Source organism: Ohtaekwangia koreensis (assembly GCF_900167975.1).
GTDB lineage: Bacteria > Bacteroidota > Bacteroidia > Cytophagales > Cyclobacteriaceae > Ohtaekwangia > Ohtaekwangia koreensis.
On record NZ_FUZU01000003.1, the window covers coordinates 391,785 to 417,635 of the forward strand.

At 41.5% G+C, this 25,851-nt stretch carries 15 protein-coding genes; 4 read left to right on the forward strand and 11 right to left on the reverse strand.

The window, feature by feature from the left end; translation table 11 throughout:
• The first annotated feature begins 251 nt into the window (after positions 1–251).
• Both B5Y40_RS20835 and B5Y40_RS20840 read left to right on the forward strand, forming a co-directional pair.
• Entirely contained in the window at positions 252–6,740 is a 6,489-nt protein-coding gene (locus tag B5Y40_RS20835; protein ID WP_079688775.1) for a T9SS type B sorting domain-containing protein, read from the forward strand.
• An 8-nt stretch (positions 6,741–6,748) separates the two neighbouring features.
• Positions 6,749–7,699: a PorP/SprF family type IX secretion system membrane protein gene (locus B5Y40_RS20840; protein WP_159453765.1), complete on the forward strand. Its 951-nt coding sequence runs from the start codon at positions 6,749–6,751 to the stop codon at positions 7,697–7,699.
• A gap of 80 nt (positions 7,700–7,779) precedes the next feature.
• On the opposite strand, the gene ppk1 is transcribed toward B5Y40_RS20840, so the two are convergent.
• Both ppk1 and gyrB read right to left on the reverse strand, forming a co-directional pair.
• Complete coding sequence (gene ppk1 / locus B5Y40_RS20845) at positions 7,780–9,906, reverse strand: polyphosphate kinase 1 (RefSeq protein ID WP_079688777.1); 2,127 nt, start codon at positions 9,904–9,906, stop codon at positions 7,780–7,782.
• A 90-nt stretch (positions 9,907–9,996) separates the two neighbouring features.
• The gene (gyrB, locus tag B5Y40_RS20850; RefSeq protein WP_079688778.1) at positions 9,997–11,952 is read right to left on the reverse strand and encodes a DNA topoisomerase (ATP-hydrolyzing) subunit B; all 1,956 of its coding nucleotides are present in this window, start codon (positions 11,950–11,952) and stop codon (positions 9,997–9,999) included.
• 146 nt (positions 11,953–12,098) lie between these two features.
• Here gyrB and B5Y40_RS20855 point away from each other — a divergent pair, with 146 nt between their 5' ends.
• Positions 12,099–13,526, forward strand: coding sequence for a leucine-rich repeat domain-containing protein (locus B5Y40_RS20855; protein WP_079688779.1), 1,428 nt, complete (start codon positions 12,099–12,101; stop codon positions 13,524–13,526).
• On the opposite strand, the gene B5Y40_RS20860 is transcribed toward B5Y40_RS20855, so the two are convergent.
• The 8 genes from B5Y40_RS20860 to B5Y40_RS20895 all read right to left on the reverse strand — a co-directional run bounded on the left by B5Y40_RS20860 (position 13,520) and on the right by B5Y40_RS20895 (position 20,866).
• On the reverse strand, positions 13,520–14,458 hold the full coding sequence (locus tag B5Y40_RS20860; protein ID WP_079688780.1) for a polyphosphate kinase 2 family protein: 939 nt from the start codon (positions 14,456–14,458) through the stop codon (positions 13,520–13,522). The two genes, B5Y40_RS20855 and B5Y40_RS20860, sit on opposite strands and share 7 nt — an antisense overlap.
• Before the next feature lie 59 nt (positions 14,459–14,517).
• Positions 14,518–14,886 (reverse strand): CoA-binding protein, encoded by a 369-nt coding sequence (locus B5Y40_RS20865; protein WP_079688781.1) that lies wholly within the window; start codon positions 14,884–14,886, stop codon positions 14,518–14,520.
• Positions 14,887–14,898: 12 nt separating this feature from the next.
• Complete coding sequence (locus B5Y40_RS20870) at positions 14,899–16,491, reverse strand: NAD(P)/FAD-dependent oxidoreductase (protein WP_079688782.1); 1,593 nt, start codon at positions 16,489–16,491, stop codon at positions 14,899–14,901.
• A gap of 78 nt (positions 16,492–16,569) precedes the next feature.
• Positions 16,570–18,357: a toxin-antitoxin system YwqK family antitoxin gene (locus B5Y40_RS20875; RefSeq protein ID WP_079688783.1), complete on the reverse strand. Its 1,788-nt coding sequence runs from the start codon at positions 18,355–18,357 to the stop codon at positions 16,570–16,572.
• 83 nt (positions 18,358–18,440) lie between these two features.
• On the reverse strand, positions 18,441–19,277 hold the full coding sequence (gene epsC / locus B5Y40_RS20880) for a serine O-acetyltransferase EpsC (RefSeq protein ID WP_079688784.1): 837 nt from the start codon (positions 19,275–19,277) through the stop codon (positions 18,441–18,443).
• Between the two features lie 104 nt (positions 19,278–19,381).
• Positions 19,382–19,942 (reverse strand): NADPH-dependent FMN reductase, encoded by a 561-nt coding sequence (locus B5Y40_RS20885; protein ID WP_079688785.1) that lies wholly within the window; start codon positions 19,940–19,942, stop codon positions 19,382–19,384.
• A 59-nt stretch (positions 19,943–20,001) separates the two neighbouring features.
• Positions 20,002–20,454, reverse strand: coding sequence for a hypothetical protein (locus B5Y40_RS20890; RefSeq protein WP_079688786.1), 453 nt, complete (start codon positions 20,452–20,454; stop codon positions 20,002–20,004).
• A gap of 28 nt (positions 20,455–20,482) precedes the next feature.
• The gene (locus B5Y40_RS20895; RefSeq protein WP_079688787.1) at positions 20,483–20,866 is read right to left on the reverse strand and encodes a RidA family protein; all 384 of its coding nucleotides are present in this window, start codon (positions 20,864–20,866) and stop codon (positions 20,483–20,485) included.
• A gap of 26 nt (positions 20,867–20,892) precedes the next feature.
• Between B5Y40_RS20895 and moeB the strand changes: the two genes are divergently transcribed.
• Complete coding sequence (gene moeB / locus B5Y40_RS20900) at positions 20,893–22,050, forward strand: molybdopterin-synthase adenylyltransferase MoeB (protein WP_079688788.1); 1,158 nt, start codon at positions 20,893–20,895, stop codon at positions 22,048–22,050.
• 201 nt (positions 22,051–22,251) lie between these two features.
• Here moeB and B5Y40_RS20905 read toward each other — a convergent pair whose 3' ends face one another.
• On the reverse strand, positions 22,252–25,353 hold the full coding sequence (locus B5Y40_RS20905) for a sensor histidine kinase (RefSeq protein ID WP_159453766.1): 3,102 nt from the start codon (positions 25,351–25,353) through the stop codon (positions 22,252–22,254).
• Positions 25,354–25,851: the final 498 nt, after the last annotated feature.

Here is a 25,851-nt window from a genome sequence, read left to right on the forward strand (position 1 = left end):
TCTTCCAGCAATTTGTCGGTCGATTCTGACAGGCTATCGATAATGCCCGTTTTTACGCTACATTTAAGGTATAAAACTTACATCATTCGGTTACAAGCTCCTTCGGATTTTAATATAACTCTTGGATACGGGTCTGTGTAAGATGTTCAGTAAACCAGTTCTAACAATAGAATTCACTGGTAAAGAATATTACTAACAGGCAGCACTGATTCACTTGTGTCCTTTAGATTTGTACAAAATTTTCTACCCCTATGAAAAGGTTAATTTTACTAATCTTATTCCTTAGCCTGATAGCTATAAATTCGTTCGCACAGGAGACAGGTACTAAGTGTAATAACAATTTGGATGACGATGGTGATGGTTTAGTCGATTGCCGGGATGGAGATTGCGCAGGTAAAGTTTGCGAAATCTGTGATAACGGCATTGATGATGATGGTGATAGATTCATTGATTGTTATGACAAGGAATGTTCCATCGAGGCGGTCTGTGAAGATTTTTTTATTGGAAAAGATATAACCTGTGATGTTAGGCCCACTACCTTCCCTCCATTCGAGATGAAGCTCAAGTTTAAATCGGAGCCTAACCGCACGAATCACGTTAACAGGTTAATTGTAGGGGATGTTGATAAAGATGGTACCCCTGAAATTGTAACAACCTATCGAAGCGGTGACGCCAATCCATCAGAAGGATCCGTTAATATATTGCAAGCTCCACCGGCTGGCACTACACTGGCGCTCGACAAACAAATTGATCTTCTTGCCGATGGATTTGCTCCTGTGTTTGAAGATATCGCGATGGCTGATATCAATAAAGATGGCTGCGCGGAAATGTTTATTTTGACAGCTACCAGCGATGGAACAAATTATAGAATTATAGCCTACGACTGTAATGGAACTAAGATCTGGGCAAATCCCATAGACTGTGGTGTATATCCCGGAACATTGGGGCTAACAGATTTTGATGGTGACGGTGCTGTAGAACTATACTTCCGTACAAGAATTTATGATGCGCATTCCGGAACATTAATGGGCCAGAATAATTTTGATGCCGGCGGTAACTGGTTCGAAAATAGTAACGCTCCCATCGCTGTCGATATTCTTAGTTCAAATGCGGGTCAAGAACTTGTGGCAGGCTGCCGTATTTATTCAGTCAACATAAACAGACCAGCTCCTCCTCCGGGAATTCCTCCCTCTACTTCTACGTTAACACTTGTAAAACAACGGACTGAATATTTTACAAGAATCATACGCACTTCAGGAAGCGGAACAAGCGTGGCTGATTTTAACCTGGATGGCTTTTTAGATGTAGTTGCTGTTGGTTCAACAACCCAATCGGGCACTAACCAGGATAGAACAACTACTATATTCTATTGGGACGTTCAAAATGACCAGCTCAAAACCTATACCGATCTTTCCAATGCAAGTGATTCCAAGTATAAAAATGGCTGGCAAAATGGAGCAGGCCGTATAAACCTGGCAGACATTGATGGTGATGGGAAGATGAATGCCGTTTATGTCTCCGGTAAATTTTTATATGCATTAAAAGAAACAGGCAGTGCACTCGATACGCTTTGGAGAAGAAGAGTTACCGAAGAAACGTCCGGTTATACAGGATGTACCATGTTCGATTTTAATGCTGACGGTAAATCAGAAATTGTTTATCGCGATGAAGACTATATCTATATATATACTACCACCAATGTAAGCGGTGTTGTTACAGTAACGCGCAGTACTCCGGTACGATGTGCTTCCCGTACATCGAACGAATATCCAATTGTTGTAGATATGAATGGTGATGGGTCAACAGAAATTTGCGTTACCTGTGCCATTGATGAAACTGTTGCAGGAAAGGATCACTCCTTATGGGATGCTGCAGAAGTCCGGGTATATGAATCTGCAAATGTACCTTGGGTGCCCGCACGTAAACTTTGGAACCAGCACGGTTACTTTGTAGCCAACGTAAATGACGACCTTACTATACCAAGACAAATTCAAGCGCACCATTTAGTATATGCTGAAAATGCGCAATGTTTTGTAGATGGAAAAAGTAGGCCTCTCAACAACTTTTTGAATCAGGCGCCTTACCTGAACTCATTTGGTTGTCCGTCATATGCAGCGCCTAACCTGGCGGTTACTCCGTTCGGACCAGGGCTCAATGTTCAGGTAAACCCTCCAACCTGTCCTGACAAGAATTTTACAGTATCCTTTAAATTTAGAAATAAAGGTGACATCGCCGTGAGCGGTAATTTACCGGTTTCATTTTATAATGGAGACCCCACCGCTGCAGGAGCTATCTTCCTTGGAAAAACGATTATTCCATTGAGCAGTATGAGTCCAGGTGATACTCTTACTCAAACCAATGTACCTATAACAGGACCAGGCTCTGCCTTTAAATTATTTATAGTATTGAACGATGATGGAACAACTATACCATCTCCTATAACGATTCCAAATCCGAATTCAACAATTAAAGAATGTGATTACGGGGATAACATTTTAGAAGCGGATGTAGTACCTCTTCCTGTATCGCTTCAGGCAGAGTTGGTTCGCGATAATTTAAAATGTAGCAATCTTACTAATTCACCGAACAATGGTGCTGTTCGCGCCTATGTTATTTTGAATGGTGTTAAGGATTCTACGAGTTTCAATTTCTATTGGTTTAAAGGAACGGTTGCTAAACCTATTGGTGCTGCTGACCATGTCGGTCATACGTACTCTGGTCTCGCTGCAGACACGTACACTGTATACGCGATACACAAAACAGCAATGTGTAGTTCCGATACAGTAGCAAGTGTTGTTGTAAAGGAAATATCGAGGACTATTAATGTAAACGTAATCACGGAAAGAAATTATGACGATTGTAAAAATCCGAATGGAAAGTTACAAGCTATCGTAAATGACACCGACGGTGATGGCATCGGAGAGCCAACCGGTAAATTTACTTATATATGGTACGCAGGTGACCTAATTCTTGTTGGAGACACAGTGGGTATCAGTCACACTATAAATGGATTAAAACCAGGAACGTATTCTGTCCTTGTAGTTGAGAAGTCTACAGGTTGTCAGGGAAACGATTCAGGAGATATAATAGATCTTACTGTTCCTTTTACTTTAGACACAACGCATGTTGATATAACTTGTTCTGCAACTGATTTAGGAAGCGCAACCGCTACCATTAACGGGGGAACAACCGGATATACGATCTCCTGGTTTAATGGAAGCTTTGTTAAACCTACTGACGACTTTATCGGATCCGTATATAATAATCTTACTGCAGGCAGCTATACTGTCTTTGCAATGGATAACAACACAAAATGTAATTCTGATACAGTAACTATAAAAATAAAACAAACCAAACCTCCTGTAATAACGGGGATCGTTAAGGATTCCGATCAATCATCTTGTGTTAGTTCGGTCGGAGCCGCTACAGTTTCAATTCAAGGCAACGTGGCGGATTATAATTTCCAATGGTATAAAGGTGCCAACACATTACCTGCGAATGCCATTGCAGGTGCAACCAATCCGTCTGTAACAGGTCTTGCCGCCGGTACATTTACAGTAAAAGTTACGGACAAAGTCACCACCTGCTCCTCAACAGCACAGATTACGATTGGTGGTCCGGTAACGACCGAGCTACTTACCATCGTTGCAACAGGACAATCGACTTGTACGCCAAACAACGGTCAAATAGAAGTACAGACCGTTAGCCCTGGTCAGCCAAGTGACTATACATTTGAATGGTATACAGGAACTTCTGTAACTCCGTCAAAACTGATTACTTCCAGTACTACGAATATACTTTCAGGAGTTAATCCTGGCACTTATACTGTGCGTGCCCGTCATAAAGTATATGGCTGCGTAACGCCTGCCAAACAAGCAGTGGTTTCGAATAACATCACAGCAATTGCTATCAACACTCCTGTTCTTACAGAGCCGAACGATTGTATCTCTGAAGATGGACAAATACAAATCGAGGTAAGTACAGCAAATGTGCTTGGGTATGACTTCCGCTGGTTCAAAGGATTTACGGTTACTTCAAGCAGCGTACAGATTACAACGGTTGTTAATACATCTTCTACTTCTCTTGTTACTGACCTCCGATATGGACAGTACGTTGTCGAAATCACCAATCGTGATACTGGCTGTAAAAATGAATTCCCTATATATCTGCCATTCTTGAATGGACATACGTTGACTCCTTTTTCTCAAACGGATATAACAACATGTGTACCTGATAATGGCGGAAGTATCACCGCGGAACTGAAACCGACAGTAGGTTTTACAAATGCTGACTACTCGGTTGTATACTATGAAGGAAGTATAGATCCAGAAACTGGCATCGGTACAGGAACAACCTATACCGGCCCGAATGGAACGAATTACTTGTTCAGCTCAAACGGGCCATTCAATACTGTTACAAAGTATTATACAATGGTAGCGGTAGCCAATACAGGATCTTTGGCAGGATGTCGTGCATCAGCAACTTTCGCAATCAAACAGACTATTGTTGATCCGGTTATCGATGCAACGGCAACCACAGCAAATACTACCGTCAATAAATTTTGTAAAACTGAGGTAGTGGGTAACCCAGGAAGCGGCTCCATTGATTTAAGATTAGGCTCAGGAGTTCCTGCAGACTATGATTATCAATGGACATCTGATACTGATCCAACTTTCTCAGCATCTACCGAAGATATATCAGGCCTTAAGCCTGGTGAGTATAGAATTCTTGTTGTTGACAATGGCGGTGCAAATGCAGGTTGTTTCACAGAGAATGTATTCACTGTACTCAATGATCCGATGGAAGTAACTGTAGATCCTGCCAATGGCGATCTCACAACAACGAGCTTAACAGAGTGCGGTCCTGATGGTGTAACTCCACTAACACAAGGTGGAGCAGCATTCCAACGCATAATGGAGGATGGTATAGCTGTCACACCTCCTTTTGCAGGCTATACTTTCGACTGGAGAAGAATAGACAACTCTGTGATCGCAGACAATGATGCTACTATCGGGGACATTGGAAACCTGGGAGCTGGAGAATTCTATGTAACAGCGACAGACAATGCAAGCAAGTGCGATATTACCGCAAGCTTTGTTATTGAAGATGAAACGATTAATTCGATTGGTGTTGACCTGTTTGAATTTATAGTTCCTTCAAAATGCCTAAAACCGGTTAATGTTTTAGGACAACTCAAAGTTCAGGCAACAGGTCTTCCGGGTACATCCTATACCTATAACTGGTTTGCCGGAACAACAACAACGACTGCCCTACCTGCCGCGAATGTAACCGGTACTGATACTTATGGAAACGCTGGTAACATTGCACAAACCATTAATCCTGGCTTCTTCACAGTAGAAGTAGAAAATAATACTTCACATTGTAAGGTTACCGATACCTATGAATTGTCTCAGGATACTGCTATTGTTACAATGACTGCATCATCTAGCCCGCTTACGTTCTGCGTTAATCCTGACGGAGCTGTATATGGAACGATTACCAGCTCTACTCCAAATGACTACGATTACAAGTGGTACATTGGAAATACAGTAAAACCAACACCTGATTATACAGGTAAACTGGTAGAGAATCTGCAGCCAACCACTTTTCCGAACTCGTACCTGGTGGTTGCAACGGATAAGTTAGATGCTTTCTGTGAGGTCTCAGATACTGTGGAGATAGAAGATATTCGTGAATATCCAGTTGTAGCTGCGATGTCACTTAGTCCCAGAACAAATTGTGATGTAGTTAAAGCTGACGGAATTGCGTCTGCCTCTGTTGGTGGCAACATCCTTGACTATAACTTCGACTGGTATGGTGAAACTATAACGCCTCCTCCTTTTGTAACGGGCTCACAAATCAGTGGCTTGAGAGACAGCACTTACACGGTGATCGCCAGCGACATTGTTACGGGCTGTTCAGACACTACACAGGTGTCCATTGAATTCGCTCCTATAGGCGTTGAACAACCAAGTATAGAAGTAATTTCTCATGTAACAAGCTGTGTTGAAAACAACGGTATACTGAGTGCATCGGTGAATGGAAACACATCTGACTATATATTCGAGTGGTATATCGGTACAACCGTAAAAGTTACTCCTGATTTCGTAGGTCCTTACTATGACAGTCTTGCAGTTGGTATCTATACAGTACGGGCAACAAGCCGCATAACAGGCTGCGTGTCTGATCCGGTTAGTGAAGAAATACTTTCACAACCTATACTTCCGGAATTCGACTTTGCTATTATCCCGGCAAGCTGTGAAGAAGACAATGGTCAGATCATGCTTACCATAACGAACAATGTTGATATTGCCGAGATCATTTGGGTTACAGAGACTGGAACCATTGTGGGCGATCCGGTACTCCAAGGTATTCCGGCCGGAAAGTATACAGTGACCGTCATTACGCAACTTGGCTGTGAAGCTTCTAAAGACGTAGAGGTGAAAACAGATATCCGACCTTACAACGGTGTGTCCAGAAATGGTGATGGTAAAAATGACATCTTCTTTATCAACTGTATCCAGGAATTCCCGAACAATATCGTGAAGGTATTCAACCGTGCCGGTACATTGGTATACGAACATGAAGGGTATAACAACATTGATATATTCTTCGATGGTAAATCGAACAAGGGTATCAGCATGATGGGTACAAACCTTCCTGACGGTACATACTTCTACGTCATCGATAAACGTGATGGTACTAAACCTTTAGCTGGTTATCTTGAAATTGTTAACTAATGAGTAAAATGACCTCTACCCCTAAACGCATTTTTTTAACTACACTGGCTATACTTGGCATCACGATGGCAAGTATAGCACAGCAGTACCCGGTCTTTACGCAATACTATTTTAACGAGATGGTTATTAACCCTGCGTATGCTGGGGCACACGTGAAGTTCAGTGCAACCGCCATGTATCGTAACCAATGGGTTAACTTTCCGGGTGCGCCGCGAACCTTCAACTTCAGTGCGCACACGGCATTGGCAAAGAATAAGGTAGGTGTCGGAATCATGTTTGATCATGACGAGATCGGCAGTTATAGCAATGATCACATCTATTTAAACTATGCCTATAAAATCCACTTCCCGAATGCTACACTATCGATGGGATTGCAGGCCGGTATAAATCTATTGGGTGCAGACTATAGTAAACTTGATTTGCAAAATCCGGATGATGCTTCCTTTTATAACATTTCAAAACAGGTGAAGCCAAACTTCGGAGCGGGTTTATTCTATAGTAAGAAAAACTTCTTCCTGGGATTCTCAGTGCCTTTCATACTGAATAATGAAGTCGCGAATTCCGTTGAAACACTTTTAGGTGGCATCAAAGAAGCCCGCTACTATTTCTTACGCGGTGGCGCAGTGTTGCCACTGGACAGGATGGATAAGGTAAAGATCAACCCCTCGTTCCTGGTAAGAACTCAAGAAGGCCAGCCGTTAAGTTTTGATATCAATACAGCGTTGATCTTTTATGACGTATTCAGCATCGGTGGTTCTTATCGTCTTGGAGATTCATTCATAAGCTTTATCGATCTTAAACTGACAGATAAGCTACATTTTGGATATTCGTATGATTGGACTCAATCTGATTTAAATAATTTCTCTAATGGTACACATGAGTTTATGCTAAACTTTCGATCTATATTCAGAGGGATTCATAAAAATCCAGAATGTCCGCAATACTATAATTATCGATAGTAGTGTTTACGTCAACCTAAATAAAAAATCCCGGGTATATATCCCGGGATTTTTTATTTATACATATCTCACCTTGTATTTTAAAGAAGGCTGGCATCCATTACGATCTCACGGGTTACGTGATAGAACTCTTTGTGAATATTAAACGGTGCCTCACCGTTAAGTTCTTTGATAACATATGATCCGTCCTCCTTCATGATATACGAATTGATGTTATCTTTCAGGTTATACCGAAGATTGTTGATGGCCTGTTTTTTAAGGAAGTCATCATCCAATAAGAAAAGAGACTCAATTCTGCGGTCGAAACTTCTCACCATGGCATCAGCGCTGCCAATGTATACTTTCGGATTTCCAGCATTGTGAAAATAGTATATTCGCGAGTGTTCAAGGTACTCTCCTACAATGGAAATCACCTCTATATTTTCACTTAGTCCAAATCTTCCCGGACGCAAGCAACACATGCCACGAACAATGAGCTTCACCTGTACACCTGCCTGAGATGCAAGGTATAATTCATCAATCAGTTCTTTATCCTGAAACGAATTAAGCTTAATGACTATACTTGACCGAATTCCATTACGTGCATTCTCCGCTTCGCGCTTTACAAGATTGCAAAGCTGGATACGCATATCGCGTGGAGATGTAATCAGATTCCTATAGGTTGATGGCTGAGAGTGTCCTGTTATAACATTAAAAAATTCGGAGACATCATTCGCATAGACTTCCTTTGTCGTTAGCAGGCCTATATCCACATACAGCCGCGAAGTACTTTCATTATAGTTACCGCTGGAAAGATGAACATATCGATATACTTTATCATCTTCTTCTTTGCGGACAATGAGTAATAATTTTGTATGTGTCTTTAAACTACTCACACCGTATATAACAAAACAACCCGCTTTTTGCAGACGCTGTGCTTCGCGTAAATTATTCTCTTCGTCAAAGCGCGCCTTTACCTCGAACAATACGGCAACGTGCTTCCCGTTTTCTGCAGCACGAAGCAAAGCCGCTGTAACACGCGATTCTTTTGCAACACGATAGATGGTAATCTTGATCGAGAGTACATGTGGATCATCTGCAGCTTTCTCCAAAAGCTCAAGTACGGGTTCCATCGAGTTATAGGGATGATGCAACAGTATATCCCGCTCTTTCAAAACCTCAAACAAATCCCGGCTTCCTTGCTCGGGAAAGTTCAGCGGTTTGATTGGAGCCGGTGGCTGAGATCGCTTGCTCTTAAACTCCTTATGCCCGATGATCTGCATAAGTCCGTTGAACTCAAGCATACTCTCCTTCGGAACATAAAAGATATTGTGCTCATCAAGATCCCATTGAATCTTCAACAAGCGCATCATCCACGGGTCAGGATTTTCTTCAACATCCATTCTTACCACGCGTCCGCTTCTGCGTGTCTTCAATTTGCGTTTTAAGTCTTCCAGGAAGTTTGACTCTATATCTTCACTTTCTTCTAGTGTAAAATCTCCGTTTCTGTTGATCCTGAAAAGGTTGATACCAGTGATCTCTATATTTCTGAATAGATGATGGATATTGTTCCGGATGATCTCTTCAATGGGTACGAACTCAATCGTATCTTCTGTTGCCAGCTCATAGAATCGTGGCAGATTTTGTGGCACCTGTATAAATGATACCCGCTGCTGATTCTGTAGGTCTGTAGTATTTTTGGTTACTACACCAAACAGTAATCTGTTATTCATCAACACCGGAAAGGTGTGATAATTATCAAACACCATTGGCGTGAGCATCGGATAAATGGTATGATTGAAATACTCATTTACCCGTTGGGTATTTTCCGGAGAGAGTGATTTATACTCAGAGATTACAAAGCCATTTTGTGGAAAGAGTGGCTTCAGATTATTGACGTAATAGTCATTCTGATCATTGAAGAACTTCTTTGTTTCAGCTAATAACAATTTACGGAAAGGTTCTTCACGCAAGCCGTTATAATCAAAACGTTCTTTATTATAGTCCAGATAATTATATAAACTTCCAAGCCGGATGGTACAAAACTCATCCAGGTTGGAAGCTGTAATTGAAAAGAATTTTAGGCGATCAAAGATTGTGCGATCTATATGTTTAGCCTGCTCAAGCACCCGATAGTTAAACTTCAGCCAGCTGAGGTCGCGGCTGATGTAGTTACTCTCATATATCTGTTGCGCTATCTTATCCGTAGAAATTTGTAACTCGTCCATGTCAGCAAGGTAAAAAAGTTAAACTTATCCGTTAACTCTTCACTGCTATCATTCAGTTAACATTTACCGGATAAGCACAAAAGAAAAATTTTAGATATCAATGCGTGCATACTTCGCATTCTTCTCAATGAAATCTCTTCGTGGTGCAACTTCATCTCCCATTAACATCGAGAACAAATGATCCGCTTCTGCAGCCGATTCTATACTTACTTGTTTGAGTGAACGCTTAGCCGGATCCATCGTTGTTGTCCACAATTGCTCTGGGTTCATTTCACCAAGACCTTTGTAGCGCTGTACATTGACAGAATCTTCTTTACCTCCGGAGATCTCAGCCACTATAGCAGCACGTTCTTCCTCTGTCCAGCAATAGCGTTCTTCTTTACCTTTCTTCACAAGGTACAAAGGAGGAAGTGCTATATATACATATCCGCTTTCGATAAGATCTTTCATATAACGGAAAAAGAAAGTAAGGATCAGCGTACGAATGTGGCTACCATCCACATCGGCATCGGTCATGATAATCACTTTGTGATAACGAAGCTTGTTCATGTTAAGCGCCTTATCATCTTCGGGAGTACCGAAGCTTACGCCTAACGCAGTGATCATATTCTTGATCTCTTCGTTCTCGTAGATCTTATGTTCCTGTGCTTTCTCAACGTTCAGAATCTTACCACGCAAGGGAAGTATAGCCTGGAAGTTACGATCTCTTCCTTGTTTAGCAGAACCACCCGCAGAATCTCCCTCTACAAGGTAAAGCTCGCAGATAGAAGGATCAGCACTTGAACAGTCAGCCAGTTTACCAGGAAGACCTGTACCGGACAAAACGTTTTTACGCTGCACCATTTCACGAGCCTTGCGTGCTGCGTGACGTGCCTGTGCTGCGAGTATAACTTTATTAACAATCAGTTTTGCTTCACGCGGATGTTCTTCGAGGTAATGAAGAAGTACTTCACCCACCGCCTGGTCAACCGCCCCCATAACATCGGAGTTACCAAGCTTGGTTTTTGTCTGACCTTCGAATTGTGGTTCGGCTACTTTTACAGATATAACAGCAGTTAACCCTTCACGGAAGTCGTCACCACTGATATCAAGTTTCACTTTTTCAAGCAGTCCTGATTTATCAGCATAACTTTTCAGGGTTCTGGTTAATGCTCTGCGGAAACCTGCTACGTGCGTTCCTCCTTCGTGCGTATTGATGTTGTTAACGTAAGACACCAGGTTCTCACTGAACGAAGTGTTATAGCTTAACGCAACCTGAATCGGAATTTCACCCTTCTCGTTTTCGACATAGATCGGAGCTTGAATCAGTTTCTCGCGTGTTGAATCTATATACTCTACAAATTCCCGCAAGCCACCTACCGATAAAAAGGTCTGCCCTTTTACTTCACCTTTTTCATCTTTTTCACGAAGGTCTTTCAAATTGATGGTAATACCAGGATTCAAAAACGCAAGCTCACGCAGACGTGAGGCGATCGTTTCATAATTATACTCCCAGTTAGCAAAGATTTGTTTATCCGGAAGGAACTGTACAGTAGTTCCTGTTTTTTCTGATTCACCGATTACACGAACAGAATACTTCGGAGCACCGCGCTCATATTCCTGTTCAAATACTTTACCTTCACGCTGCACGGTAACATGCAACATTTCTGAAAGTGCATTCACGCAGGATACACCTACACCATGCAAACCTCCGGAAACTTTATAGGTATTCTTATCGAACTTACCACCCGCGTGAAGTACCGTTAACACAACTTCCAATGCAGAACGTTTTTCTTTTTCGTGCATATCCGTTGGGATACCCCGACCGTTGTCTTCTACGGTGATGGAGTTATCTTCATTAACAGCTACGTTGATGGTATCACAATACCCGGCAAGTGCTTCGTCAATCGAGTTATCTACTACTTCCCACACCAAATGATGAAGGCCTTTTACGCCCACATCTCCGATATACATTGCAGGACGTTTCCGTACTGCTTCTAACCCTTCTAAAACTTGAATATTACTCGCTGAATAATCAGCTGGAACTTTCGTTTTCTCTTCGCTCATTGTCTGTTTTTCGAACCGTCAAAAATAAGTTTTTTTGCCTGCCACACCGCATCTTTCAAGAAAAAAAACGATGTATTTTTTAAAAGGTAAGAGCATCAAAAAAAGCAGCTTTGACTTTAATAACTAAATTTTTAGTTTTGATCACTATGCGTCATCAAGCACTGCAATTTCTGATCGTTATAAGCTTGCATTTTTTGTTCTTGTCCTCTTCACTTGCGCAACCCTTGATAACAAAAAAACGCAACGTTGAAGTTCCTGTTTACAGGTCGATGCAAGACTCTATTCGATTGGCTAACGTTGATGCTGTGCTTCAAGCGATATCAAGCCACGAGCCCGTGGATATAAAGGTGCTTGACAGCATCATGGCGTTGAAGCAGACGATTTATCAAGAGTCCGTTCTTCGTCTCAGAACAATTTATAAACCATCTGAAGATTTTATACCTTTTGATAGTATACACTCACGAAAGGACATTCATACACTCAAGAAAGTTAGCATCGCCAGCAGAAAACTTAACACGCTTCCGGAAGAGCTTCTTCAATGTGATAGTCTCGAAAGCCTGGAGATTGTAAACTGTTCGATTCGTAAAATTCAAAAGCAGATCAATAATCTTCCACGACTAACAAGCATTACGATCCTGAATAATAAAAGTAAAAGGCCACTGAAGCTTAGCAAGAATATACATGTAACGTCCTTCACCATCCATGGTGATCGCCCTAATGCATTGCCTCGCTCCTATCGGAAGTTCAAGGCGTTAACGATGCTTGATCTTTCCAACAATGTACTTACAAAATTTCCCAACGGTGCAGCACACAACACGAAGCTCGATGAACTAAGTCTGCAGCACAATGAGATTACACTGGTTCGTGACAAATTGAAGAGTCATCCCAACCTTCAAAAGCTGGCATTGCAGCAGAACAATATTTACCGCATACCTGCCAGCATCGCTCAATTTCCGAACCTTACGCGTCTCAGCCTCAATCATAATAAAATTACCGAAGTAGCACCTGAAATAAGCACGCTGAAAAAATTAGAACATTTATCGTTTTATAACAACCAGTTGACCTCTGTTCCATGGGGTGTATATCAACTGCGAAGTTTAAAAGTTATTGATCTATACTTCAATCAGATTGATACCATCAGTAACCTTATCAGCAATTGGACATCTCTGGAAATACTTTTCGTTGCTCACAATAAACTGCTGGTGTTACCCGAGAAACTTACTGCTATAGCTTCGCTTCAGGAGATTTATGCATATGATAACCGACTTACGCGAATTGCCGAAGATATAGACCGGTTGTCGAACCTTCGGATCATGCTGGTAAATAATAACTGCCTTAAACAAATTCCGCTTTCGTTGCTGAATCTCGGGGGGATTGAAGAACTCGATTTTTCGGAGAACTATATGACTGATCTACCCGAAGGTATATTTGATTTTAAAAATCTGAAATTCATTTCACTGATGAACAATCCCTGGAATGAACGAACCAGGATTCTAATTGATAAAAAATCTAGAGCATTGGCCGATAAAGATATAACCATTCGGGTTTCTGGACCTTCCTATACCTTTCAATGATCATTACTTTTTTTTGATTTACGGGCGGTCTCTTTTTCTGCCAACAGTTGTACTTTGGCTTTTCCAAGCTCTGCTTTTTGTTCAGCCAAAACGGAAGGATATTCGAGGCTGAGGGATTGAAACTGTTTATAGATGATTGACACCATCGCGAGCCGTGCATACCATTTGTCGTCTGCCGGTATAACAAACCAGGGAGCATGATCTCTGGATGTAGCCTTTAATGCTTCTTCGTATGCCTTCTGATAGTCGTTCCAATGCGCACGCTCCTTTAAATCGCCAAGGGAAAACTTCCAGTTCTTGGTTGGATTATCGATGCGCTCCAAAAATCTTTTCTTCTGCTCCTTTTTAGATACATGCAAAAAGAACTTCAGGATGATCGTTCCGTTTTCTGACAAATTCTTTTCGAAGCGGTTGATCTGTTTAAACCGCTTCTTCCAGAAATCTTTATCTATATCTTCAACGGACTGAACACCGGGGAGATTTTCATTGAGTATATATTCAGGATGAACCCGGGTGATTAACACATTCTCGTAATGCGACCGGTTATGAATGGCAATTTCACCACGTGCCGGTAATGCTGCATTATGTCTCCACAAATAATAATGATCTAATTCCTGACTCGAAGGTGTCTTAAAGCTATATACCCGAACACCAGTGGGATTAAGACCACTTAACATGTGCTTTACAGCACTGTCCTTTCCTGCAGCATCCATCGCCTGCAGAATGATAAGCACACTATAGCGGTTATGCGCATATAGTTTGTCCTGGATCTCTGCGAGGTGTTCAAGCCCCTGGTCAAGTAATATCTTCGATTCTTCTTTTGTGATCTCCTCGCCGGTATAGGATGTATCGTAGTCTGAGAGCTTAAATTTCTTGCCTGGCTTAACCAACATTTTTTTTATCTGTACAGCTGCTTCTTCAGTGATTGTCATGTGTGGTTCCTTTATAGAAGAAAGATAGCTGTTTTCAGATACAGATCTTATACTACAATCTAAAATTGGCGTGACCGCAGCATCACCAGCGTACACGCTTCCAATGCTTCTATGCCTTTGTCTTCTGCCATTTTTTCGAACTCTTCATTTTCCGTTCCGGGATTAAAGATGATCCGCTTAGGATTTAATCCCAAGATATAGTCATACCATTCCGGCTGCCGTTGTGGACCGATATATAATGTAACCGTATCAACATTTTCAATCTTAGGCTTCTGCTTTATATCGAGAATTTTATTGCCAAATACTTCACCTGTTTTTATACCGACCGGCACGATTTCATTTTCATACTGCGTAAGCATCGATGCTGCCAGGTAGGCATACCGTGATGGATCGTTGGTTGCTCCTATGATGACTGTTTTCTTATTCATTGCTTATTATGTTCAAGCTTTATCAGAAGATCTGCTGTTGTTAATTTTCATAAAAGCTGCCTCAGCACAACGCTCACCATCCATGGCAGCTGAAACAATTCCACCGGCATATCCGGCACCTTCTCCACATGGGAAAAGATTTTGTATCTGCGGATGCTCCAGTGTCTCTTTATCACGCGGAATCTTTACCGGTGAAGACGTACGGCTCTCAACCCCTACAATCTGCGCTTCATTTGTAAGATAACCCTTCATCTTACCTCCAAAGTTCCGGAAACCTTGCTGCAACGCATGGGCTATCCGTTTTGGAAGTATCTCCCGCATCTCAACAGAAGCCAAACCTGGTTGATAGGACGTCTCCGGCAATGATGACGAAATCTTTTTCTCAACAAAATCTACAAGCCGCTGTGCGGGAGCCAATTGTGTACCACCTGCTACAGCGCATGCCTTTTGTTCTATAGACGATTGAAAAATCATGCCTGCAAGTGCACCGTGATGAGCATATTCTTTAAAATCAGTTTCATCTATAGCGACCACAATGCCTGAATTTGCAAACCTGGAATCTCTTCTCGAAGGGCTCATGCCGTTAACAACAACTTCTCCGGGGGCGGTGGCTGCCGGTACAATAAAACCTCCGGGACACATGCAGAACGAAAATACACCGCGATCTTTTCCATCTATATTTGCCTGATGTACTAGCGCGTAGGATGATGCTGGTAAATATGGGCCGCGATCTCCTTCACAGTGATACTGGATCTGATCGATCAAAATCTGCGGATGCTCTACGCGAACACCCAATGCAAACGGCTTCGCTTCTATTAGTATTTTTTTATCATGAAGCAAATGAAATATATCGTGTGCAGAATGCCCGGTGGCGAGAATGACAGCCTCGCTTTCAATCTTATCTCCACTCTGTAGAACAACGCCCTTTATAGCTTCATCTTTTACTATGAAGTCTATAACTTTTGTATTGAAGTGCACTTCTCCTCCAGCCTGTATTATACTTTGTCTGAGTTCAGCTACAAGCTTGGGAAGTTTGTTGGTCCCTATATGTGGATGCGCATCGAACAAAATCTCATCTTTAGCACCGTGTGCTACCATAATCTCCAATACTCTTCGGATGTCGCCACGTTTTTTAGAACGGGTATATAATTTACCATCGGAGTATGTGCCTGCACCACCTTCACCAAAACAATAATTTGATTCTGGATTAACAATGTGATCTTTGTTGATGGATGCAAGGTCTCTGCGTCTTGCTTGCACATCATTACCGCGTTCCAGTACGATGGGTTTTATACCGAGCTCGATCAAACGAAGTGCTGCAAATAATCCTGCAGGACCGCTGCCTACCACAATGACTTGTCGCTTATTGCTTACATCATCATAGTTCTTGGTATAGCTTGTGGATGATCTTTTTTCTGAAGGAGAAAGCAATTCGCACTGCACGCGAATCACAACCTGGCGCGAACGTGCATCGATGGAACGTTTAACCGGCTGGATGTATACATCTCCATCTTTTTTTAAGCCAAGCTTCTGGTATAGCAAGGCTTCGAATTGATCTTCATCAAACGCCTCTTCGGGCGATAGTACTAGTTCTACTGTTTTCATATCGGAAGGTTTTTATCCTTCAAAAGTTTTAGCAAAGATAAAGGAGCTTAAAGTAAAAAGCTAAAAAGCTTTTAGCCCTTAACGGAATGAGAATACATTTCCAAAGTTCAGTCCGAAATGAAAACTGGTTGATAACTTGGATTGATTGAGGTCGTCAAAGTAACTCGCAAAAGTGGGATCTACATCGAAACTTCTATAGCCAAAATCATACGAGGCAAACGTGTCGATTGTGAAACCACGACTATTGTTTTTACGCATGATGCGATAGCCGAGTAACGGCCCCCATTCTATGCGTTGCTCTACCGAGTTAAATGTAAATATTTGATTAGGATTCTGATCGATTGGTTGATTAACAAAATGACCAAGATTCGTAAACCTTATTTCATGACCGAAATACCACATGCCTGCTTTCAGTCCGTTGTAAAATTTTTGTTTGATGCTGATGCTATATCCCCGTTGGAATTGTTTGCCCGGTGCAATGTTCAGGTCTGAAGTAAAGAAAGGATCACGTATACCCACAAATTCGAATTCATGCCCAAGTCTCTCCTGCAAGTAAAATTCTACTCCAAAAGGAATTCTGCCAACGGCGAGCCATATAGGATTCGTACTCATGATCACGCCTTGAAACTCGTTCCCTTTCTCCCTGAAATATCTAAAACCCTTTGCTTGTTGCTTGGCCCGATGTGTACTCCTGGTAGCAAGCTGCGTGATTTCTTTACCGAGTTTACGGTCATTATAATAAGGTCTGTAGTAACCGGAGAGTCGTCCATCCGTTTCGTATATTTCCCACGTACCGGTTTTCAATTCACCCTCATACGCTCCCTTGGTTTGCAAGCTTCCATTGGGATAGTAGCCGCGATATATACCTTTATCATCTATATAGTCGCACTCACCTTCACGTTTACCATCCTCATAATAAAACATCCACTTCCCCTGGCGTTTCCCTTCTTTAACAAGACCCTTTATTCTTAACTTTCCGCTAGTATAGTATTCGCGATACTCTCCCGTTCCCTGGTCAAATGTAGCTTCACTCTTTACAGACCCATCGGTGTTAAGCGTTTTCCAATATCCGTTCTTTTTGCCTTCTGTAAATTCTCCCGAAGACCGTGTAGTACCATCTTCAAAATAATATTCCCATTTACCAGTAGGTTGATCTTGTACATACTTACCCTTCGATAAAACTTTACCAGAAGGATAATAGGTGATCCACTCGTCATTCTTCTTTCCATTCTCATAATCCCCTTCACTTTCAAGCGATCCATCTTCTGCCAGGTATCGCCAATGTCCTGTATTCTTGGTTCCTGTCTTATTACCTTCGCTTAATACTTTTCCCGAATGATAATACTCAGTATATCTCCCAAAATCATCGGTATAGTCTATCTCGCCTTTTAATGTCCCATCTTCAAAATAATTTCTCCAGATGCCAACGTGCTTCTTGTCCTTATAGGCTCCCGTTTCTTTTACTTGCCCATTTTCATAGTATGATTTCCATTCCCCCTGACGGTCCTTACCATTCACGATTCCTTCCATACTTTTCTGACCACTCTCATAAAAGTATTCCCATAAACCATAGTTTGTGCTTTTAAAAAGAATGCCGCGCATCTTAAGCTTACCGGTTTCATAGTAAAACTCCCAGACACCGGCTGTCTCGTTATTCTCAAATTGTCCTTTTGATTCAATGTTGCCGTTCAGATAATACGACAAGTATTTACCATGCGCGATGTTACGAATGGTGTCTTTGACCTGGTATATTTCCTTGATGTGTTTCTTCTCGGGATCGTGGTAGGTTTGCCGTGTAAATCCCTGACCGACAACAAGCGTTTTACTTGCCAGAAGAAGCAGAAGAAAGAGAAAGCGTTTTTTCACAAGCAGGCATTCAAACCTCGGCCAAAGATACTAATTAGAAGTGAGATGGCTGTATCTGCTTTTTCCTCAGAATATTAATAACATTATTCATGCGATCGAAAGACCACCAGGTCGGTTTCGTTGGTATCGCCATTAAACATTTTAGCCTGGTAATAGATTTTTGATAATGGGGGAACGCTTCGTGTAAGCCACACATTTCCGCCAATAACGCTGTGATGACCGATAACCGTTTCGCCACCGAGAATCGTAGCCCCTGCATACACTACAACGTGATCTTCCAGAGTCGGATGGCGCTTGCGCGAAGCATCCTCTTTGTTAACACTCAATGCTCCAAGAGTAACGCCCTGGTATATCTTGACATGATCGCCAATAACAGAAGTTTCACCAATCACCACACCGGTACCGTGATCGATGCAAAAATGTCTTCCTATCGTTGCTCCGGGATGTATATCAATGCCCGTCTTGCTATGTGCATGTTCCGTGATGATGCGTGGTATTTCCTTTACGCCTTGCTTTAACAACTGGTGGGCCATACGGTATGCTGCTATAGCATAAAATCCTGGATACGTACGCACTACTTCACTCCTGCTTTTCGCAGCCGGATCTCCTTCATACATCGCGGTAACGTCTTCTTCAATTCGTGTATGAATATCAGGCAACGCCTGAAAGAAATCATCCGCGAGTTTTGTGGAACCACCTGCATCGGAAGCCAGATTGTTTCGCAGCAATTTTTCAAGGTCATCCTGTTGTTTATTCATCAGCCGCGCAAAATCATCCTCGGATAAATGTGAGAGTTGTGTGAAGTCGGCAAACAACGCTCCCAATAATTCCACAAAGAAATAGGACACCTCTGCGGGTGTCGGGCACGTTGGGCACGCCTGGTGCGATTGATATAGTTTCTGAAGAAACGACTTATCCATGTGTACAAATCTGGTGGTAATTGTACCGCGTAAAAACGGCATTCTGGGTAATAACGTGTTTTCTAATCTTTTGATTGAGCGATTGAAGAATTAATCTTCATCCCTTATGATTCCATTCGCTTGCGGGCTTCGATACACCATAACAATTCACTTACAAATCCTTTCGCACGCTTATCAAGTACAGCTTTATCTTTTGCATTGCCTTGTTCATCCAGCAACTCCTGCGCTTTCGGAACAGGAAACATGGCAGGAACTACCCAAGCCCGAATTTTCCACAGCGAAAATTGCAATGAAGTAATTACTTGTGTTCCGCCAAACGAGCCATCGGATACAGTAGATATAGCGATTGGTTTCCGATGCCAGTCCTTGTATAGAAGGTCCGTTACGTTTTTTATACTGGCCGGATAGCCACCGTTGTATTCCGGTGTAACAATGATAACTCCATCAGACTTCCGGATCTTGTCGGCAAACTCCAATGTCTGCGGAAGTGGATTCTCCTGGTGATCCAGTCGTTCGTGAAATACAGGGAACTGGTATTCATTCAAGTCCAGAATCTCAACTGTTCCGAGCCCGTTTTCAAGTATATAGTTTCGGAAATATAGGGCTACGCGATGGCTGATGCGACCGGTACGAACACTGGCAGAAATTACGGATATATGCGGCATACAATGTCAGGCTTTTAAAATATATACTTCTATAGTGATGATGAAATGGATTCTACGGTCTACTCAATACGTTGTATTTCGTATACTTTGTTGTTAAAGTTAAATGTATCTTTCACCTTTAGCCCCAACAGCTTTGTACCAATGGGTGATGCCGTTGATATAGCAAAAAAAGATTCATCATTTACCTTCAGCAGTCCAGCACTGATGGATATATAGAAGTTTCCCTGATTGGTTCGTACCAGGCAGCCCGGCTGCACCACATCAGTTTGTACCACGGTCTCCATCTGACTGATAGTCTGCTTTAGTTTTACAGCTTCATTCAGCTGCACGCTATACTTCTCCATCTCCAGCTGCATCATAGCGCGGCCGGTTTCATATTTATCGCCTACACTACTTTTTGTTTCTTCATCGGCAGATACCTGCAAGGCTTCCATTGCTTTCTGTGTTGTTTCTATCCGTTGATCAACATAGGCGTGGCAAAGCTTATATAGCTTTGATTTGAGTTCACTCATGCGTTTAAAAAATATAGTCTGTTTAAAATTAACTTTTGATGGCGGTCACTTCTATCTCCACAAGGTAATCCGGATCGATCAATGAACTGATCTCGATCATCGAGGTAGCAGGTTTGATCTGCTGAAAGAACTCGCCATGTGCTTTTCCGATAGACTCCCATTGTGATATATCCGTTACAAACATACGGGTGCGCACAACATCCTGTAACGTAAACCCTGCCTGTTGTAAAACTCTTTCTATCTTCTCCAGAATAAATTTTGTCTGCTGGTAAAAACTTCCTTTACCAACCACACCATTCTCATCGGTGGCTACCGTTCCTGAAATTTCAAGATGATTACCAACCAACACAGCCCGGGAGTACCCGACAATATCTTCCCATTTGGCACCAGAAGAGAAATTTTTTCGTTGCATTTGTGTGTATCGTATTTTTGAATTGAATGAGCAAGTTAACGAACGAAGATCATAAACGGTATAGCCGCCACCTTGTGTTACAAGAATTTGGTGTGAACGGCCAGATAAAATTAAAAGATGCTAAAGTATTGGTGGTGGGTGCCGGAGGCCTTGGCTCTCCTGCCCTGCTCTATCTCGCGGCTGCTGGCATTGGTACACTGGGGATTGTAGATGCCGATACTCTTGATCTTTCTAATTTGCAGCGCCAGGTATTATATACTGAAGGTGATGTCGGAAAAAAGAAAGCGCTGGCGGCAGTATCGCGATTGAAGGCACTGAACTCTGCCATTCAACTCCAGGGCTATGCTTTTTCCTTGCAGGCTTCCAATGCGTTGGATATAATCCGTGAATATGATGTTGTGCTGGATGGTACGGATAATTTTCCGGCACGCTATCTGATCAACGATGCCTGCGTATTACTCAACAAACCTTTTGTGTATGGATCGATCCTGAAGTTTGAAGGTCAGGTTGCGGTCTTTAATCATTTGAAAAATGACGGAAGCTTCAGTGCGAACTACCGCGATCTCTTTCCAGAGCCACCAGATCCTGCGAGCACGCCTAATTGTGAACAAGCAGGTGTGTTGGGTGTGTTGCCAGGCATGATTGGTTGCATGCAAGCCAATGAAGTTATCAAGATCGTTGCAGGCATTGGCGAACCACTCGCGGATAAACTTTTATTGTTCGATAGCACTACGATGCAGCAGAATATCATCACCATTCCAAACCGGCAGGCACACGCTACTATAAAACATTTAGTGGATTATGATGAATTTTGTGGTATAAATGGATGGAAAAATAAATCTTTGAACCTTAATCAAGAGAATACAATGAAAGAAGTAACGGTACAAGAGTTAAAAGAACTCATCGACTCCAAAGCAGATTTTCAATTAATCGATGTACGCGAGCCACATGAATTCGATATCTGCAATATTGATGGTGAGTTGATCCCACAAGCAGACGTTCCGCACAGCATCGATAGAATCTCAAAAGATAAACAAGTGGTCGTCCATTGCCGCAGTGGTGCACGCAGTGGTAACATGGTACAGTGGCTTGAAAAAAATCATGGATTCACCAATCTATATAATCTCAAAGGTGGCATCCTCGCGTGGGCAAAAGAGATCGATCCTTCCATGCCTACATATTAGTAGCGATTTAAAAGATTGATCACAGGTATAAAGCTCAAGATTAAAAAGAGTAATCGCTATATCTATAGTCGTTACTCTTTTTAACCTTCATAACTATTACCGGAGATTTACTATATTTTTCCAGGCAACCTGAATCGTTATCGAAGAATTGCCACTGTAGCTTCCTGGCTATAGTGTGAAAGACGTTTGAATTTCGCTGATTCAAAAGATTGAAAGGTCGGGCTTTTTAAAAAGCACTTCAAAGGTTGTTCCAATATCAACTTCGCTTTGAACTTTAATCTTTCCACCCAATGCTGACATTTGAGTTTGTGCCAGGTGAAGTCCCCGTCCTTTACCATCAATGTGCAGGTGAAACCTGGCATAAAGCGTAAAGAGCTTATCCTTGTTTTTTTGTAAATCAATTCCTAAGCCATTATCAGAAATGATAAGAGAGATATAGTCATTTGCATTTACCGCAGTTATTTTAATATCAGGAACTCGGTCAGGATGTCGGAATTTAATTGAATTACCTAACAAGTTAAATAACACGCTTTCAAGATAAACTTTGGAAGTAATGATTGATTGAATTTCTGAAAAGTCGGTGCTGATAATTGCATTTGCATTCTTGATTTCTTTTTCAAGATCTGAAATCACTTTACTGGTTATCTTTTCCAGATCGAGTTCTTCTAATTGACTCGGTGTGTTTTTGATCTGTAATATCTGATTGAGATCGGAAACTACGGAATCAATCTCCTCCGCAGTAAAAACCAGTTTATCAGTTATTGTCTTCACCTCATGAGGAACATTTTCAGTCAGGTTCAAAATGTTACCAAGCCCCAATATCCTGGCAACAGGTCCTCGCAGATTATGTGCAGTAACAAAAGCGAATTGCTCAAGCTGATGGTTGTATTCTACCAGTTCTTTCGTTCTCCTGCTTACCTCTTCTTCAAGGGTTTCATTTCTATGCTTTATCTCTCTATTTCGATTCTCAATTGTAATCTTGGCATCGTAAAGTTGATAATTCTGTTGTGATAGTTCTTCGTTAACGTTAATCAGTTCCTTCGTTTTTTCTGTAACAACTTCCTCCAACGCAATTTTTTGTTTTTTTATCCTTCGTATATTGAGTTGTATAACGCTATATAGTAAGGCAAAAAATGAAACTATATAGAGAAGATAACCCAGTGCTGTTCTATACCACGGTGGGGCTATTCTAAAAGTAAATGAAGCCGGTTCACTGACAACTCCATATATATTTTTTGCTCTGACATAAAAAGTATAGTTTCCTTCAGGCAAATTGGTAAAAAACGCTTCCTTGATGAGGGTCCAGTCTGACCACTTATTTTCAAAACCATCCATTTTATACTGGTATAGGTTTTTATCGGTATCCTCAAAAAATGAACAAAGAAACTCGAACTTGAAGTTGTTAAAAGCAAAGGGCAAAGTATGAGTTGATTCTTTTTCAGGATGCTGATAAATTAAAGAATCCCGGGTCCATACTTTCTGAATAGACAGCTGTATCGGGTCGTTATAAAAATATTTCTGGTTCGGGTTATAGCTATACACTTTCCAATTATTCCCGATCCATACTTCCCCCGAATTGCCAACAAGTATTGGAGCATCTACATCTAGTCTTAAATCCCGAAAAGGAGTGGCAATTTTATTGAATGGTGTTAGTAGCAGTTTGAAGTTTCCGTCTGACTGTTTTTTTAAAACCCCTGCTGTTTCGTTTTTGTGTGCGTGAGCTCCCCAAAAATAAATATCACCTTCCGGACTTTCTGTAAAACTATAGATACAAAATCCTTTCCCCAATGCCTTGTTATACTTCTCCTGAGACTCAAATCGGTCACTGTTTTTGTTATACCGATATATTCCATCAACAGTAGCTGCAACAACTTCTCCATTCAAACGATAAATCCTGTTATTGAGGTTTGACGGCAATCCGTTTGGTTTGCCATAAAAAGTGCGGGAGACCACGGAATCCATCTGCTCATTTAACTGTAGCTTCCAAATGCCTTTGTTGTAATGACTGATCCAGATATTTCCTTCCTCATCCTCCTGTATATAGCGCGTCTCCTCTTCAAACCCCTTTATTTTCTTCTTGCTCCATTCATTTCCTTTTTGCTGCAGCAACCAGATACCGTTATAATAAGTACCCAGAATGATCCTGTCAGAATGCTTTCTAAGCTCACACATTGACATTACCCATTCATGTCCAAGGATCTTCGTTACCTTCTTGCCTTGTAGCTCGAACACGCCCGATTCATTCATTACGTAGAGCTTGTCCTGAAAATTGTAAAAATTCCATGCACCACCTTCTGTCCCTTGCAGTAAAGTAAAAGTATTTCTGTTTTCCTGGTATAAAATTCCCTTATCGGTTCCTATATATTGATCACTTCCTTTTCTTCCCAGGGAGAGGACAAAGCCCTCCAAACCATTTTCACTGTCGTAATAGGAAAGCTGAGAACTGGATATAACCTGGAGAATTTTCGAATCACCATTTACCCAAAGATTATGTTGCTTATCTTCAAAGAGATATCCCCATAACATAAGGTCATCTTTATATATACTGTAATGTAATTTTCCCTCCGTGCTAAAAAAAAGGATTCCCTTCCCGATATGAATTGCAATATTGCCATTGTCAAGGCAGGCCATACTCTGGATTTTCAGGTTTTTCAAATTCTGGTTGAGTTGTTCGGAAAAAACCTTCCACTGTTCCGGGTGTTTTTCATCAACGAGCCAGACCTGATTTTTATCATCCAGCACCAGGAAACTGTCAGGGCCATAATCCGTAACCCATTTATATACCATTCCCTTTATTTTCCTGAAATAAGGTGCAGTCTCAAATCCATCATTTTTGTATCGATGTAACCCATTATCTTTTTGAATATATAGGTTGTTGGGATTCTGAATCATTCCCTGACTCAGGGTATGCAAAATTTTGAAATGGCCATCGTTATAAACATAGACGTGATTTTCACCTCGAAAAAAAACCTTGTTGTCAATGACTCTGATCCAGGTAATCGCCATGTTCTGTTTACAGGAGTCAGGCAGTTTTGAAAGCAACGAATGGTATTCATACCTTTCGTTGGCCTTGCGTTGGAAATAACCCAGATCATAGTCAGACGCGATGTAAACTTTACCTGCGGAATCAATGTCAACTGCATATATAGCCTCTTTGTCTGGTAGTGACAGAAGATCCCAACGGTTACCATCATACTTGAGCACACCTTCTGTGTTAGCAATATAAATAGTGCCTTGCTTATCCTGACGCACAGCCCAATTCTGACTGGCTCCTTGATAAACCTCTATGGGATAATTTTGCACGAATAGTTGCTGCCCTCTGATAAGAAAACAGGTAAAAGAAAATAAGCAAGTAATTATCAGATAGCGCATTTAATTCCTGCGTCAGTTTGTTGATTTTGAAAGTCTAAAAGTAAGGCTCAGCACTGAGCCTGATAATAGCACGACCATACCCATACATACAGCCTCGTTTTTTTTGGGGGATATATTTTAGTTGCTGTATGTATTCTTTGGGTGACTTAAAAATTGTTCGAATTTATAGTAATCCATCCATCCATGAAATAAAGAGAATACGGACGGAAGCATCTATATTTTCACTGATAAAAAATGGTTTCTCTACTCATTATGTTCTCAGTAAAAATACGGAGCCTCTTAGGTCATTTTTACCGATTCATTAGGTTACCACTTTTAATACTTTTGATATAATCCGATATCCAACCGATCTGAATGATTCAGATAATCTGATTTACCAAATAGAAGACCAATGAAATACACGGGGATGTTGAACATCACAGCAAGTTA

Bases quoted from the DNA above. Each gene is read 5' to 3' on its own strand.
- moeB (WP_079688788.1), top strand. From the start codon at position 20,893: ATGAGCAAGTTAACGAACGAAGATCATAAACGGTATAGCCGCCACCTT.
- B5Y40_RS20895 (WP_079688787.1), bottom strand. From the start codon at position 20,866: ATGCAACGAAAAAATTTCTCTTCTGGTGCCAAATGGGAAGATATTGTC.
- B5Y40_RS20860 (WP_079688780.1), bottom strand. From the start codon at position 14,458: ATGACAATCACTGAAGAAGCAGCTGTACAGATAAAAAAAATGTTGGTT.
- B5Y40_RS20855 (WP_079688779.1), top strand. From the start codon at position 12,099: ATGCGTCATCAAGCACTGCAATTTCTGATCGTTATAAGCTTGCATTTT.
- gyrB (WP_079688778.1), bottom strand. From the start codon at position 11,952: ATGAGCGAAGAGAAAACGAAAGTTCCAGCTGATTATTCAGCGAGTAAT.
- B5Y40_RS20885 (WP_079688785.1), bottom strand. From the start codon at position 19,942: ATGCCGCATATATCCGTAATTTCTGCCAGTGTTCGTACCGGTCGCATC.
- B5Y40_RS20840 (WP_159453765.1), top strand. From the start codon at position 6,749: ATGACCTCTACCCCTAAACGCATTTTTTTAACTACACTGGCTATACTT.
- B5Y40_RS20890 (WP_079688786.1), bottom strand. From the start codon at position 20,454: ATGAGTGAACTCAAATCAAAGCTATATAAGCTTTGCCACGCCTATGTT.
- B5Y40_RS20870 (WP_079688782.1), bottom strand. From the start codon at position 16,491: ATGAAAACAGTAGAACTAGTACTATCGCCCGAAGAGGCGTTTGATGAA.
- B5Y40_RS20865 (WP_079688781.1), bottom strand. From the start codon at position 14,886: ATGAATAAGAAAACAGTCATCATAGGAGCAACCAACGATCCATCACGG.
- ppk1 (WP_079688777.1), bottom strand. From the start codon at position 9,906: ATGGACGAGTTACAAATTTCTACGGATAAGATAGCGCAACAGATATAT.
- B5Y40_RS20835 (WP_079688775.1), top strand. From the start codon at position 252: ATGAAAAGGTTAATTTTACTAATCTTATTCCTTAGCCTGATAGCTATA.
- epsC (WP_079688784.1), bottom strand. From the start codon at position 19,277: ATGGATAAGTCGTTTCTTCAGAAACTATATCAATCGCACCAGGCGTGC.